Source organism: Salinicola sp. (assembly GCF_982684285.1).
Genome location: NZ_CEXLVS010000016.1, coordinates 14,935 through 28,823, shown reverse-complemented (window position 1 = coordinate 28,823; position 13,889 = coordinate 14,935). Strand labels below are relative to the sequence as shown.

The following is a 13,889-nucleotide window of genomic DNA, read 5'->3' as shown; positions in this document are numbered from 1 at the left end:
CGTCGGTGACGTCGCACGCGACGCCATCGCACGATGGTGCGTCCAGCCCGGCGCAGGCTTCCGCCAGGCCGGCTTCGGAGCGATCGATGAGGCATACCGCCAATCCCCGCGTCTTCAACGTTCTTGCCACGGCCAAACCGATACCGGAGGCCCCTCCGGTCACCACCACTGCGTCTTGCATAGCGCCATCCTCGTGAGCTTTCGATTCGCGACCCGCCCCTGACACTCAAGCCGGCTCTTCACCGTCGGGTATCCACTCCTCCAGCGTCACCTCGAAGGTCATGCAGACGGGATTCCAGCCGGCCAGGAAGGGCCCGCCGTAGACGTTGCCGTCGGTGTCCGCGACGATACCCGCCAGCGAGGCGACGGGAACGCCGTCGGCTCCGGAGCGGACCTCACCGGCGATACTGACCACCTCCACCGCCGGACCGGATATCTGCTGATAGCCACCATCGCGCGTGCCCAGGCTGGCGTCGACCAGACTCCCCAGCCCGCCTCGCACGAAGGCGTTCCGGAACCCCTCGGCCAGGCACATCTTCTCGACGCCCTGGACGAGGTCCTCGTTCGGCGCAATGCGGGCGTAGGCCACGCGCCCCATCCGCCCCGACTCTGTGATCACGACTCGCGTCGTCTCCGTAGTCGACATGTCACGACTCCTTGAACGGCTTCAACAAGGGAATGTTGGTCTCGTCGTCGAACGCCTGGCGCAGCTCGAACCCTTCGAGCGCCGTGACCAGCACGGAAATCGGCGTGGCGCCGATGATCGATGCCTGAGGCACGATATGGCCGCCCTTGACGCTGCCGTCCTCGACGCGAACGGAAGCGTGGCAATGGACCAGGGGCCGCCCTTCCATGTCCTTGCCCAGGGTGGCATTGCCGAACACCATGAACGACGCCCCCGCGTCGATGGGGCTGGAGTAGGCGATGACGGCCTTGCCGCTCGGGTCGGGAGGCGCGACGCAGTACTCGAGATGATCGAAGTGGCCACCCAGGATGGTGGTCGATGCGCTGGTGACGCCGATGGCCTGCAAAGGCCGGACCAGCGCGTCATAGAGCGAGCGCCCAGGCTGGAGCAGCAGCCGGATATGACGGCCGCTTTGATAGTGCATGCTCTGGATCCGCACCGGACTGAAGCGACCGACATGGCGCAGCATGCGGGGCCGGTGATAACCGGACTGCAGCGTGCGGCTCATGAGCGTGCCTCCCGATCCTCGATGGCTTGCCGGATGATCTTCTTGGTGATCTTGCCGTAGTTGGATTTCGGCAACGTCTCGAAGAAGTGATAACGGCGCGGCACCTTGTAGCTCGAGACTCGCTCCTTGACCCAAGCCTGCAGCGCTTCCAGGTCCAGTTGGCTACCCTCGGACGGCACCACCGCCGCGACGCCGACCTCCCCCCACTGCTCGTCCGGCATCCCGACGATCGCCACTTCCCGAATCCCGGGATGGGTCAGCATCTTCTCCTCGATCTCCCGCGGATAGATGTTGGAGCCCCCCGAAATGAACATGTCGGAAGCGCGCCCGGTGATATAGAGAAATCCCTCTTCATCGAGATGTCCCAGGTCGCCGGTACGGAACCAGCCATGGCGGAACGACTTCGCATTGGCTTCCGGATTGGCGTAGTAGCCGGCGAAGACACCGAGGCCACAGACACAGATCTCCCCCGTTTCATGGGGTGGCAGTTCACGCCCTTCGTCATCCTGCACGGAAACCTGCATGGCGGTTCTGTCGTAGCCGCAGGTGCCGATCTTGAAGCCGCCGTCATCGGCGCTATGGAGGCTCGGTGGCAGCACGGTGATGTTTCCAGTGACCTCGCCCAGGCCGTAATACTGCACCAGCACCTTGCCGAGCCGCTCGAGCGCCCGTTTCTGATCGGCGCGATACATCGGCGCGCCGGCATAGATGACGTAGCACAGCGATGAATGGTCGTAGCGCTCGCAGGCGGGATCCTCGACCAGCATCTTGACGATGGTCGGCACGGTGAACAGGTTGGTGATGCGATGCGTCTCGATCAGACGCCAGATCTCGTCGCCATCGAAGCCACTGGCCGTGGGCAACACGGTCTTGACCCCACGCGCCAGTTGGGTGAGGTAGTGTATTCCCGAGCCGTGGGACAGCGGTGCCACGACCAGACTGGCATCGGTCGCCTGATCCGTGCCAGGCATGAGATCGCAGAGGTGATTGGTGGTGATGAACCCCATCTGGCCATGCGTCAGCACCGCCGCCTTCGATTTTCCCGTCGTGCCCGAGGTGAAGAAGAACCAGCAGGGGTCATCGTGCTCCACGTCGGCGTTGGCGCACGCCTGACCCTCGTACTCGCGCAGGAAGTCGTCGTATGCGGCATCGCCAAAGGTCCCCTCACCAATTCTTACGGTAAAGGCGAGACCCGGGCCGATGTCGCGAATGGCCTCGTAGTGGCGCTCGAATTCCGCCCCGATGACAAGGATCCTGGCTTCGGTCAATTCGGCAAGCCACTGGGCCTCGCCGGGGGAGATCCGAAAGTTCGCCGGTGCCCACACCGCCCCCAGCCGAAACGCCGCCAGCTGGGTCTCCACCATCTCGAAACCGTTACGGCTATGGACCAGCAATCGATCTCCTTTGCCCAGGCCCCTTGCTTTCAGCGCCAGCGCCAGCGCGCTGACGCGCCGATCCAGCTCGCGCCATGACAGAGAGGCTTCGCCCATCACCAATGCCGGCGCATCGGGATATCGCCGCATCGCCTGGCTCAGGAAGTTGGCGAGGTTCATCACTCGCTTGCTGACCGGCACGATGCCGCCTGCCGGCTGTCGTACCGCCCCGCTCATCGGCTGCGCTCCATGACGCTGACGTAGTTCGCCACGGCGGCTCCGCCCATGTTGAACACGCCGGCCAGGTTGGCACCGGGGATTTGCATGTCGCCGGCCTCACCCATCAGCTGCATGCAGGCCATCACGTGCATCGAGACACCGGTAGCCCCCACGGGATGGCCCTTGGCCTTGAGCCCGCCGGAAGGGTTGACCGGCAGCCGGCCATCCTTGTAAGTCCAGCCCTCGCGAATGGCACGATGGCCTTCACCGGGAGCCGTCAGCCCCATGGCTTCGTACTCGATCAATTCGGCGATCGTGAAACAGTCATGGGTTTCCACGAAATCGAGGTCATCGAGGGTAATCCGGGCACTCTCCAATGCCGCGCGCCAGGCGCCGGCCGCACCGGCAAACGCCAGGGGATCACGGCGACTCAAGGCCATGATGTCGTTTTTCTGAACCCGGGAACGGAAAGCGATGGCCCGCTCCAGCGTCAGCGCCGTCTCCTCGTCGGCGAGCAGGATCGCCGCGGCACCGTCGGATACCAGCGAACAGTCGGTACGGCGCAACGGATCGGCCACGATGGGATTGTTGTCGCTGACGGTATGGCAGAACTCGAACCCCAGATCCTTGCGCACATGGGCGAAAGGATTGGCAACGCCGTTGCGGTGGTTCTTGGCAGCGATGAGCGCCAGCTCCTCGCGCCGGTCGCCGTAGCGACGAAAATACTCATCCGCGATGCTCGCGAAGACACCAGGAAAGCCGCCTGCGGTCATCTCTTCCTTGCGATAGCTGGCACCTAGGAGGACGTCGCCGACCTCCGAGGTCGGCAGTGACGTCATTTTCTCCGCCCCTACCACCAGGGCGATTCTGCCGCGGCCGGATTCGATGAAATCCAGCCCCGCATGCAGGGCGGCGGAGCCGGTGGCGCAAGCGTTCTCGAGCCGTGTCGCCGGCGTGTGCATGAGCTCGTCGTCCGCCATCGCCACCAGGGCGGCCTGGAAATCCTGTTTGGAGAATCCGTTGTTCATGACCCCCAGGTAGATGGCGTCGACATCGGCTGCCGGCACGTCTCCATGCTGCAGAACGTCCTTCACGACCTGGCCGATCATCGCTTCCGTGTCCGGCTCGGTACGTTTCCCGAAGGGAAGATGCGACCAACCGACTATCCGCGCTCGAGTTGACATGCTTTCTCCTGATTCCATAAAATGGAATAAACAAATCGGCTTTATTTCAAGTTATTCGCCGTTTATCAGGCCTTCAACATAAAAATCGATGATGTCGACCAAATAATTAGGCCACATTATGGAACACGAGGACCAACGTGATGAGTTCAGGCCATATCCAGGGGGCTCAGTCCACCTATCGCACCATGCAAGTGCTTCGCGCCATCGCCGGACAACTGGGCAAAGGGGTATCGCTCGCCTACATCACCCAGCAGACGACACTCTCCAAACCCACCGTACATCGCCTGCTTCAAGCGCTCATGGCCGAAGGCATGGTCGAGAGAAGCGACGAGGAGGGGTACTTTCTCGGCCCGGAGTGCTATGCACTGGGCGTGATCGCCAACCAGCGCTATGGACTGAGCCAGATCGCCTCGACGCCGGTGGCACGAATCGCCGCCGACACTGGAGACAGCGCCTTCTTTTCGCTGCGCAGCGAATGGCATTCGATCTGCCTGATCCGCGAGGACGGCAGCTATCCGATCAAGACGCATGTGCTGCAACCGGGCACGCGGCTACCACTCGGGGTCGGCGGCGGCGGCATCGCCATGCTCGCCGCCATGGACGACGACGAGATCGAGCAGTGCCTGGAGGCCAACGCGGAGGAGTGCGCTGCGCGCTTCCCCAACGATCAGCGCGAGGATCATCGCCCCCGCATTGCCGAGTGCCGCGCACTGGGTTACGGCATCAACCGCGGCTCGGTGGTTTCCGGCTCGTGGGGAATCGGTGCCGCGGTGCGTGATTGTCACGGCCGGGTGCTGGGCTCTCTCTCGGTTGCCGCCATCGAGAGCCGCATGCAACCGGATCGCCAGCGCGAGCTGGGCCCGCGCCTGGTAAAGGAAGCCCAGGCCCTCGAGGCGAAGATCCGAAAAGCCCAGATGACCAGGTGAGCCGTTCTTGCCACAGGGCTCACGAGCCGGGACGTCCTGAACCGCGCCCTCACCATAAACTCGCAAAATAACCACATTGTGGAATGAAAAAAAATAAAAACCTAACCCCCTCAACTCCCATCACTACAACCTTTGTCCAATTTCCCCCGAAAACCGCCTCATACACTCTTTCAATACGAAAACTTGAATTCCACTTTACGGAACATTTGAGGCGAACAATGACAAGACATTTTCTGATCCCAGCGGCGGCGGCGGCTTGCGTCGCACTCTTCTCGACGATGGCTCAGGCGGAGACCTATCGCCTGACGCACAACACTTCCGATGCCACGTCCTGGCAAAAAGGCGCAGAGAAATTCAACGAGCTGCTGGCACAGGCTTCCGATGGCGACATCGGCGTGCGCATCTTCCCCAATGCCGTGCTCTCCGGCGGCGACCAGATGAAGCAGTCGGAGATGGTGGGGCGTGGGGACATCGATTTCGTCATCACCTCGGCCATCAATGTCACCCCGCTGATTCCGGAGATGGCGGTGTTCTCGCTCCCCTATCTGTTCACCGACTACGAACAGGTGGATCGCGCCATCCAGGGCGAGCCGGGCGATGCCGTGAAGGATATCGCCCGGGATAAAGGTATCGAGATTCTCGCCTGGGGCGAGAACGGTTTCCGCGAGCTGACCAACAGCGTCAAGCCGGTATCCTCGCCCGACGATCTGCGCGGCATGAAGATCCGCGTCGCCGGACCGATGTATATCGATGTGTTCGACGCGCTGGGCGCCAACCCGCAACAGATCCAGTGGACCGAAACCTTTTCGGCGCTCCAGCAGGGCGTGGTCGATGGGCAGGAGAACCCGGTGGGATCGATCATCGTGCCGCAGCGCCTCTACGAGGTGCAGGACTACCTCACCGAGTGGCACTACTCCTACGACCCGATCTTCGTCGGCGTCAGCGAACGACTCTGGAACAGCTGGGACGCCGACACGCAGTCCCTGGTACGAGACGCCGCCCAGCAGGCGATGGCCTACCAGCGAAACCTGGCCCGCGAGCAGACGAGCACCGGGGTGGACACACTGAAGCAGAACGGCATGGAGATCACCACGCTGGATGAAGATCAGCTTCAGGCCTTCCGGGATGCTACCAGCGACGTCTACGACCAGTGGGCAGCGCGCGTGGGTGAGGATCTGGTGCAGACCTTCGAGCAGTCGGTCGGCGAAGCGGACAGCCAGTAGCCGGGTGTCCAGGCAGAACGAGGGTGGAACATCATGCGATCAGTCTGGCGCCATCTCGAGGAAGTCATCTGCGGCTGCGTGTTTCTCTGCATGACGCTACTGGGCTTCATCAATGTCGCGGTACGTAATCTCACCAACTACTCGCTGGCATCGACCCAGGAGCTGATCATCAACGGCATGGTGCTGCTGACGGTCTTCGGCGCGGCGATCGCCGCGAAGAAAGGACAGCACCTCGCGGTCACGGTGTTCTACGACCTCGTTCCCGCTTCCTTCAAGCGGGCTCTGGTCGTCCTGTCGACGCTGTTGATCATTGCGACCCTGGCGCTATGCACGCTGTTCACGGTGACGCTGCTGAGCCACCAATTCACCAGCGGCGTCGTTTCCAGCGCGCTGCAGATACCGCAGTGGTACTACACGCTGATCGTGCCGCTGGGGTTCCTCATGCTGATGATCCGCCAGCTCGAGCTGGCCATCGCCGAATTCCGACGGCCGGGAGACGCCTCATGCTAGACCTCTCAGCCGGTACGCAGATGATCATCCTGTTCTTCGTGCTGGTCCTCATTCGTGTCCCGGTGGCATTCAGCCTGGCGCTCTCCGCGATGGCCGCCATGTACGTGATGGGCTTCGGCCTCGACATGGTCGGTGACCTGATCGTCTCCGGCATCGCCAAGTACTCGCTGCTGGCCATTCCGTTCTTCATCCTCGCCGGCAACATCATGGGTATCACCGGCATTGCCGAAAAGATGATCAACTTCTTCCGCACACTGGTGGGCGGTCTTCCGGGTGGGATGGGGCTGGTCGGCACCGTCGGCTGCCTGTTCTGGGGAGCGGTCAGCGGCTCAGGGCCGGCGTCGGTGGCGGCGATCGGGCCGCTGATCATTCGCGGCATGGTCGCCGACGGCTACTCCCGCGCCTTCGCGGCGGGCCTGGTCTGCACGGGCGCCGCCCTGTCCCTGATCATTCCGCCCTCCATCGGTTTGGTGATCTACGGGATTCTGGCGGGCACGTCCATTTCGGACCTGTTCCTGGCCGCCATTCTGCCGGGCTTGATGCTTGGCGTGCTGCTGCTCTGCGCGCTGCCGTGCGCCAAACTGATGCCCCCGCCGACTGCCGGCGAAAGCGCAGCGGCAGACACCTCCTTTCGACAGGTAGTGGAACGAGGAGACGGGCAACCCTACGCCAAACGTCTATTACGCTCGTTCCGTGAAGCCTTCTGGGGTCTGCTCACACCCGTCGTCATTCTCGGCGGTATCTACGGCGGGCTGTTCACGCCCACCGAGGCGGCCATCGTGGCGACGGTATTCGCCATGTTCGTCGGCTTCTTCATCTATCGCACACTCAGCCTGCGCTCGTTGTTCGCCTGCGTGGCGGAATCGGCAGGGTCGTCGGCGGTGGTCATGCTGGTCGTGGCGTTCGCCAGCCTCTTCGGTTGGGTAGTGGTCGTGGACGGGCTGGTCAGCGACTACTCCGATGCCCTGCTCGGCGTGAGCCAGAGCCCTTGGGTCATCGTCCTGATGATGATGATCATTCTGCTGCTGGCCGGCATGTTCATGGACGCCATCACCATCATGTTCATCACCCTGCCGATCTTCATGCCGGTGGTTCAGCAGCTAGGGCTCGATCCGACCTGGTTTGGCGTGGCGCTGATGACGGCGCTCTCCATCGGCCTCATCACCCCACCGGTGGGCATCAACCTGTTCGTGGCGGCCAATATCACCGGCCTGCCATTGGGGCGTATCGCCCGAGGCGTCGTCCCTTTCCTGATCGTCTCTTTGATCGGCTTGCTGATCGTGACCTACGTGCCGGCCATCTCGCTGATTGCGCTGTAAGCCCATCGATCGGAACAACGCCGGCCATGGGGCCGGCGTCGTCGTCTCGCTGTCGCTGGTCACGCTCGCACTTGGCGCCTTTCTCTCTGTCATGCACTTCGTGCCTGGGGCACGTCGTCCATCAGCTTGTCGAGGGTGATCGGCAGTTCGCGGATACGCTTGCCGGTGGCGTGATGGACCGCGTTGGCGATGGCGGCCGCCAAGCCGGTGACGCCGATCTCGCCGATGCCACGGGCACCGTATTCGTTGAACGCCAGATCCGGATGGTCGAGCAGGATCACGTCGATCTCCGGCTGGTCGGCGTGCACCGGCACCACGTATTCGGCGTAGTCGTTGTTGACCGGGCGGGCGTTGCGCTCGTCATATTCGGTGGCCTCGAACAGCCCCATGCCGATGCCCATCACCACGGCGCCTTCGACCTGATTGCGCGCGGTGGTTTCGTTGATCACGCGGCCCACGTCGATGGCGCTGACGACCCGTGCAACGCGCAGACGCGAGATACCCGGATCCCAGCGCACCTCGACGAAATGGGCGCCGAAGGAGCGGTAGGAGTATTTCGAGTCGGCCGCCTCGGTATGCGCTTCCCCATCGGCGCTGCCGTAGCGACCGGCTTCCAGAATGTCGGCAAAGCTCACCTGCTTGCCGTCGGCGCTGCGCAGGCCGCCGTCCGTGACTTCCAGATCGTCGCCGGACGCCCCGGCGAAGACGCCGTTGCTGCCGGTGGCATAGCGCTTGATCTCGTCGAGGGCGTTGCGCGCCGCCCCGGCGATGGCCGGCAGCGTGGTCGCCGTCGCCCAGGAGCCGCCGGAAACCGGCCCGTCCGGATAGGAGGAGTCCCCCAGCTTGACGGTGATGCGATCGATGGGGATGCCGGTCACATCGCTGACCGCCTGGGCGACGATGGTGTAGGTACCGGTGCCGATATCCTGGGTGGCGCAGGAGGCAAACGCCGTGCCGTCGGCACGGATCGAGACCCGCGCGTCGCAGGGGCGTTTCAGCGCTTCCCAGTTGCACGCGGCCATGCCGTAGCCGACGATTTCGCGGCCCTTGCGCATGCTGCCGATCTCGGGATTGCGGTCGGCCCAGCCAAACTTCTCCGCCGCCCGGTTCGTCGCTTCGACGATATGGTTGCTGGAGAAATCCAGATCCTGGCTCTCGTCGCGCTCGGCGTAGTTGTCGAGCCGGAACTGCACCGGGTCGACACCGGCAGCGTCGGCCATCTCGTCGACCGCCGACTCCAGCGCGAACAGCCCCGGCGCGGCGCCCGGTGCGCGCATCGAGGTGGGCGTGCCGCGATTCACCTGGGTGGTCTCGTGGCTGACCGTGAGGTTGGGACAGCTGTAGAGGCTCTTGGTCACGCTGCCGCAGGTCTCGACGTACTGGTCGGTATAGGACGTGGTGTTGATCGACTCGTGACGCAGCGACACCAGCTTGCCGTTGTCGTCCGTCGCCAGACGCAGGCGCTGACGCGTTTCCGGCCGATGCCCGGTGGTGGTGAACATCTGCTGGCGCGGCACCACGAGCTGCACCGGGCGCCCGAGTTCCCGGGACACCGCCGCCGTGGCGATGGCGTGCGGCCAGGTCCACAGCTTGCTGCCGAAACCGGAGCCGATGTAGGGCGCGTGCACGGTGATCCGCTCCGGCGGAATGGCGAAGATCTTGGAGAGCGCGTTGCGTGCCACCACCACACCCTGGGACGCATCGAAGATCGTCAGCTCGTCGTTGTCCCACCACGCCGTGGAAGCGTGCATCTCCATGGGATTGTGGGTCTCCACCGGCGTGCGATAGGTCACGTCGATGGTGGTCGCCGCGCTATCGAACGCCGAGGCCGCGTCACCGCGATCGTGATTGCCACTGCCGGCCTGGGTGCCGTTGGCTTCGACGCCCTGGTCGAGATTGGCCACGGCCTGGTCGGTCGAGTAGGTCACCTTGACACGTCGCGCCGCGGCCCGGGCGTTCTCGAAGGTGTCCGCGATCACCAGTGCCACGAACTGCCCTTCGTAGTAGACGCGTTCGTCCTCGAACGGCAGCCGGGTCTCTTCGACCTTGTTGCCCTGGGCGAAGCTCGATGGCGTGTGGTACAGCGTCGGGAAGTGGCTGTGGTGGAAGATATCGATGACGCCCGGCATCTTGCGGGCCTCGTCGACGCTCAGTTGCGAGACCTTGCCGCTGGCAACGGTACTGAAGACGCCGTAGCCGTAGGCCAGGTTGGGCGGCAGGTTGTCGGCGGCATAGTTGGCGCGGCCGGAGAGCTTGTCCGGGCCGTCGATACGCGGCACGCCGGCGCCGATGATGCTCTGCTGTTTGTCGCTCATGTTCGATTCTCCTCGCAAGCGATCAGGCGGCGGTCAGATCGGAAAGATTGCGCACGATGGCCTGCTGGCCGAGCGGAATCTTGTAGCCGTTGTGGGCGTAGGCGATGGCATTCTCGAAAGCGAGCTTTGCGGCGTCGGCAAAGAGCTGCTCGCTCGCGGTCTTTCCCTTGAGCGCCGCCTCCACCTCCGGCGCGCGCCAGGGCTTGGTGCCCACGCCGCCCATGGCCACGCGGGCCTCGCGGATGGTGTTGCCATCCATCCGCACGATCACCGCGCTGGAGGCGAGGGCGAACTGATACGACTGACGATCGCGCAGCTTGAGATAGCCCGACCGGCTGCCCTCGAGCGGCGCGTCGAGGATGACGTGGGTGATCAGCTCGCCCGGTTCCAGCGCGTGTTCGCGTTCCGGCGTATCGCCGGGCAGCAGATGGAAGTCGGCGAAGTCGATCTCGCGGGTGCCTTCCGGCCCCTGAACCTCGACGGTGGCGCCGATCGCGGCCATCGCCACGCACATATCCGAAGGGTGGGTGGCGATGCAGGCGTCGCTGGTGCCGAGCACCGCGTGAACGGTGCGGTTGACGCCGCCGATCGCCGCGCAGCCGCTGCCCGGTTCGCGCTTGTTGCAGGCGGAGACCCCATCTCGGAAATAGGGGCAGCGCACCCGCTGCATGATGTTGCCGCCGGTGGTGGCCTTGTTGCGCAGCTGGGTCGAGGCGCCGGCCAGCAGGGCCTGGGACAGCACGGCGTAGTTCTCGACCACGCGCGCGTCCCGCGCCAGGGCGGTGTTGGTCACCATCGCACCAATGCGCAGGCGGCCATCGTCGAGGCGCTCGATCTCGTCGAGGGCGACACCGTTGATGTCGACGATCTTGTCGGGCTGCATGACGTCGAGCTTGACCAGATCCAGCAATGTGGTGCCACCGGCCAGGAACGAGACGGCGCGGTCGCTGCCGTGGGCGGCGACCGCCTGCTGCGCGCTGTCGGCGCGGGCGTATTCGAAATGTCTCATGCGTTGCCTCCCTGCACGTTGCCTCGAACGGACTGAATGGCCGCGACGATGTTCTTGTAGGCGCCGCAGCGGCAGATGTTGCCGCTCATCGCCTCGCGCACGTCGGCATCGCTGGTGCCGATCGATTCGTCCTGCAGGATCGCCACCGCGCTCATCATCTGCCCAGCGGTGCAGTAGCCGCACTGATAGGCATCGTGTTCGAGAAACGCCTGCTGAATGGGGTGCTGCTGGCCATTCTTCTCTAGCCCCTCGACGGTGGTGATCTCGTCGCCGTCGTGAGTGACCGCCAGGCTCAGACACGAATTGATCGAAGTGCCGTTGACCAGGATCGTGCAGGCGCCACACTGGCCGTGATCGCAGCCCTTCTTGGTACCGGTGAGACCGAGACCGTGGCGCAGCGCGTCGAGCAGAATCACGTTGGGGGTCACGTCCAACTGCTGACGCTGGCCGTTGACGGTCAGCGTAATGCGCTGTTTACCCTTCGCGGGCGGCGCATCGGTCTGCGTTGCCGGCTGGTCCGGCGAGCCGGCGTAGCTCACCTGGGAGAGCGCCGGGGCCGCCGCTACGACCAAGCCGGAAACCCCCGCCGTCTGCAGAAACCGCCGGCGGCCCGGAGAGCGGGGCTGAGTCGAGTCGTTTCCGGGCTCGTAGATACCCACGCCCGTGCTCGATCGTTGATTATCGTCCATGGAGTCATCCTCATCAGTTTCCGCCCGATCCTGTTCGTTATTGCTATCGAGTCGTTATCGCTATCGAGATCGTTCGTGTCGGGCGCGCCTCATGTCGCCCGCGCGCGTTTGGCAAGCCCGCGAGGCAGAGGCAGGCAGCGAGAGTTCGCTGGCCGGGGAGTCGGTTGGACGCCGTCGTGTCAGGCGGCGGCATCACAGTCAACTTAGAGGAGGTTGGCGATGGTCGCAAAGCGACGGATGGCATTCAGGAGCAATCCGCCGCGATCGTGGAGGAATGGGCATGGACGACTCACACAATAGCGCCGTCTATCGCCTCACGCAGCGAAACCCGATGTGGGATGTCGCTTCATCGACCGGCTGCGGGTGCCGGGAAGCCGGTCGATAACGCTGGCAGTACTCGGGCGCGCAGAGATGCGATCCGCCTTTCAGAACCTTGAGATTGGCGGCCGGATCGTCAGCCTGCTGACTACTGCTGCAGCAGGGTCTGGTCGGTGTCTCGAGCCGATGATAGGGGTCTTGGGTCCACTCCCAGACATTGCCGATCATGTCGTAGAGCCCGAAGCCGTTGGGCGGATAGCTGCCCACCGGTGCCGTGCGCTCCAATCCCGGCGGTGCCTCGTTGCGCCACGGAAATTCGCCTTGCCAGGTCTTGGCGAGACGCTCGCCCTCGGGATGCAGTTCGTCGCCCCAGGCGAACTCCCTGCCCTCGAGGCCACCGCGTGCGGCGAACTCCCACTCCGCTTCCGTCGGGAGATCCTTGCCCACCCACTCGGCGTAGGCCATGGCATCGTTGAAGCTGACCTGCGTCACGGGATGTTTGGCGATCCCCTTGAGCGACTTTCCCTTGCCCAGCGGATACCGCCAGCTCGCGCCCGGCGTGAACTGCCACCACTGGAAGTGGTTGTTGAGCGGCACCGGACCGGCGGTCGGTGTGAATACCGCAGCCCCTGGCATTAGGAGAGTGGGATCGGCCCCAGGGAATCGCTTCGGATCGGCGGCCTTCTCGGCATCGGAGATATAACCGGTGGCGTCGACGAAGCGCCGATATTCGCCGTACGTCACCGGAAGCGCATCGATCTCGAAGGCACCCACGGTCACGCTGCGACACGGCCCCTCTTCGGGGTAGAACGCTTCCGATCCCATGCGAAAGGTGCCACCTTCGAGCGCGACCATGGAAGCAGCGGTGGGCTTGCTACGTTGCTTTGCCATCAAACCGACTCCTTATGCTGAAAACCGGACTATCGATCGAACCTGACTTATTGTGGCGCACGTCCTTTAAGCTGCTGTTCGAGCCTGCCGAGCTGCGGGTCGTCGGGCGCGATACGGCGCAGTGTTTCCATCACCGCGAGCGCCCGGGAAACGTTGCCCTGAGTGGCATTCAGGTAAACCGCGGCATACAGCAGATCCGGCGACTCGGGCGCCAGATAGAGCCCTTTGTGCAAGGCATCCAGCGCCTCTTCCTTTCGCCCCAGACGATCGAGCAGCAGCGCCTGATTGTAATAAGTACGCACATGCGCCGGGCGCCACTCGGCATCTCGATCCAGCCAGTCGAGCGCGGTTTCGAACTCGCCCTGTTCCGCCAGCGACAGCGCCAGTAGATACGCCAGATGGCCGCGATCGGTGGGCCGCGCATCGGGTAGCTCCAGGCCGGACTCCAGAAGTCGTCGGGCCCCATCGGTATCTCCCGCACGGCTATAGAGCGTCACCAGGTTGACTCTGGCCGGCAGATAGTAGGGGTCCAGTTCCAGCGCCTTCCGATACCGTTCGATGGCCTCTGCCCGCTGGCCGGCCTGCTGGAGCGCGTTGGCGCGATCCACGAGCGTGACCGCGGGGCTCTCTTCACGAGGAGTGTCTCCCTCGGAACCCGCCGCCTGACAGTCGACCCAGCGGCTGTCGGGAGGGGATTCTCGAATCGCTTCCTTCGGGTCG

The 13,889-nt window shown here is 63.9% G+C and carries 14 protein-coding genes; 4 read left to right on the top strand and 10 right to left on the bottom strand.

Annotation, left to right across the window (positions count from 1 at the left end):
* From AC3AYF_RS02900 to AC3AYF_RS02880, 5 genes are all read right to left on the bottom strand, one after another.
* On the bottom strand, window positions 1–181 hold a 181-nt coding region (locus tag AC3AYF_RS02900; RefSeq protein WP_295040457.1), incomplete at its 3' end, for an SDR family NAD(P)-dependent oxidoreductase.
* Window positions 182–226: 45 nt separating this feature from the next.
* Window positions 227–646, bottom strand: a complete 420-nt coding sequence (locus tag AC3AYF_RS02895) for a PPC domain-containing DNA-binding protein (protein WP_149434188.1) — start codon at window positions 644–646, stop codon at window positions 227–229.
* Between the two features lies 1 nt (window position 647).
* A complete protein-coding gene (locus AC3AYF_RS02890) occupies window positions 648–1,193 on the bottom strand; it encodes a PPC domain-containing DNA-binding protein (RefSeq protein WP_149434187.1) in 546 nt (181 codons plus the stop codon).
* Window positions 1,190–2,803: an acyl-CoA synthetase gene (locus AC3AYF_RS02885; RefSeq protein WP_295040453.1), complete on the bottom strand. Its 1,614-nt coding sequence runs from the start codon at window positions 2,801–2,803 to the stop codon at window positions 1,190–1,192. Before AC3AYF_RS02885 ends, AC3AYF_RS02890 begins: the two co-directional genes overlap by 4 nt.
* Entirely contained in the window at window positions 2,800–3,969 is a 1,170-nt protein-coding gene (locus AC3AYF_RS02880) for an acetyl-CoA acetyltransferase (RefSeq protein ID WP_295040451.1), read from the bottom strand. The genes AC3AYF_RS02885 and AC3AYF_RS02880 overlap by 4 nt, the downstream gene beginning before the upstream one ends.
* 140 nt (window positions 3,970–4,109) lie before the next feature.
* Here AC3AYF_RS02880 and AC3AYF_RS02875 point away from each other — a divergent pair, with 140 nt between their 5' ends.
* The 4 genes from AC3AYF_RS02875 (at window position 4,110) to AC3AYF_RS02860 (ending at window position 7,947) form a co-directional block, all read left to right on the top strand.
* The gene (locus tag AC3AYF_RS02875; RefSeq protein WP_295040449.1) at window positions 4,110–4,895 is read left to right on the top strand and encodes an IclR family transcriptional regulator; all 786 of its coding nucleotides are present in this window, start codon (window positions 4,110–4,112) and stop codon (window positions 4,893–4,895) included.
* A gap of 218 nt (window positions 4,896–5,113) precedes the next feature.
* A complete protein-coding gene (locus AC3AYF_RS02870; RefSeq protein ID WP_295040446.1) occupies window positions 5,114–6,118 on the top strand; it encodes a DctP family TRAP transporter solute-binding subunit in 1,005 nt (334 codons plus the stop codon).
* Window positions 6,119–6,151: 33 nt separating this feature from the next.
* Window positions 6,152–6,628: a TRAP transporter small permease gene (locus AC3AYF_RS02865; RefSeq protein WP_149434180.1), complete on the top strand. Its 477-nt coding sequence runs from the start codon at window positions 6,152–6,154 to the stop codon at window positions 6,626–6,628.
* On the top strand, window positions 6,622–7,947 hold the full coding sequence (locus tag AC3AYF_RS02860) for a TRAP transporter large permease (protein ID WP_487779378.1): 1,326 nt from the start codon (window positions 6,622–6,624) through the stop codon (window positions 7,945–7,947). Before AC3AYF_RS02865 ends, AC3AYF_RS02860 begins: the two co-directional genes overlap by 7 nt.
* An 89-nt stretch (window positions 7,948–8,036) precedes the next feature.
* Here AC3AYF_RS02860 and AC3AYF_RS02855 read toward each other — a convergent pair whose 3' ends face one another.
* The 5 genes from AC3AYF_RS02855 to AC3AYF_RS02835 all read right to left on the bottom strand — a co-directional run.
* On the bottom strand, window positions 8,037–10,262 hold the full coding sequence (locus AC3AYF_RS02855; RefSeq protein WP_295037450.1) for a xanthine dehydrogenase family protein molybdopterin-binding subunit: 2,226 nt from the start codon (window positions 10,260–10,262) through the stop codon (window positions 8,037–8,039).
* Between the two features lie 22 nt (window positions 10,263–10,284).
* Entirely contained in the window at window positions 10,285–11,271 is a 987-nt protein-coding gene (locus AC3AYF_RS02850) for an FAD binding domain-containing protein (RefSeq protein WP_295037451.1), read from the bottom strand.
* Window positions 11,268–11,960, bottom strand: a complete 693-nt coding sequence (locus AC3AYF_RS02845) for a (2Fe-2S)-binding protein (RefSeq protein ID WP_295037453.1) — start codon at window positions 11,958–11,960, stop codon at window positions 11,268–11,270. The genes AC3AYF_RS02850 and AC3AYF_RS02845 overlap by 4 nt, the downstream gene beginning before the upstream one ends.
* A gap of 306 nt (window positions 11,961–12,266) precedes the next feature.
* Window positions 12,267–13,169 (bottom strand): formylglycine-generating enzyme family protein, encoded by a 903-nt coding sequence (locus tag AC3AYF_RS02840; protein ID WP_295037455.1) that lies wholly within the window; start codon window positions 13,167–13,169, stop codon window positions 12,267–12,269.
* Between the two features lie 47 nt (window positions 13,170–13,216).
* On the bottom strand, window positions 13,217–13,889 hold a 673-nt coding region (locus AC3AYF_RS02835; RefSeq protein WP_487779377.1), incomplete at its 5' end, for a tetratricopeptide repeat protein.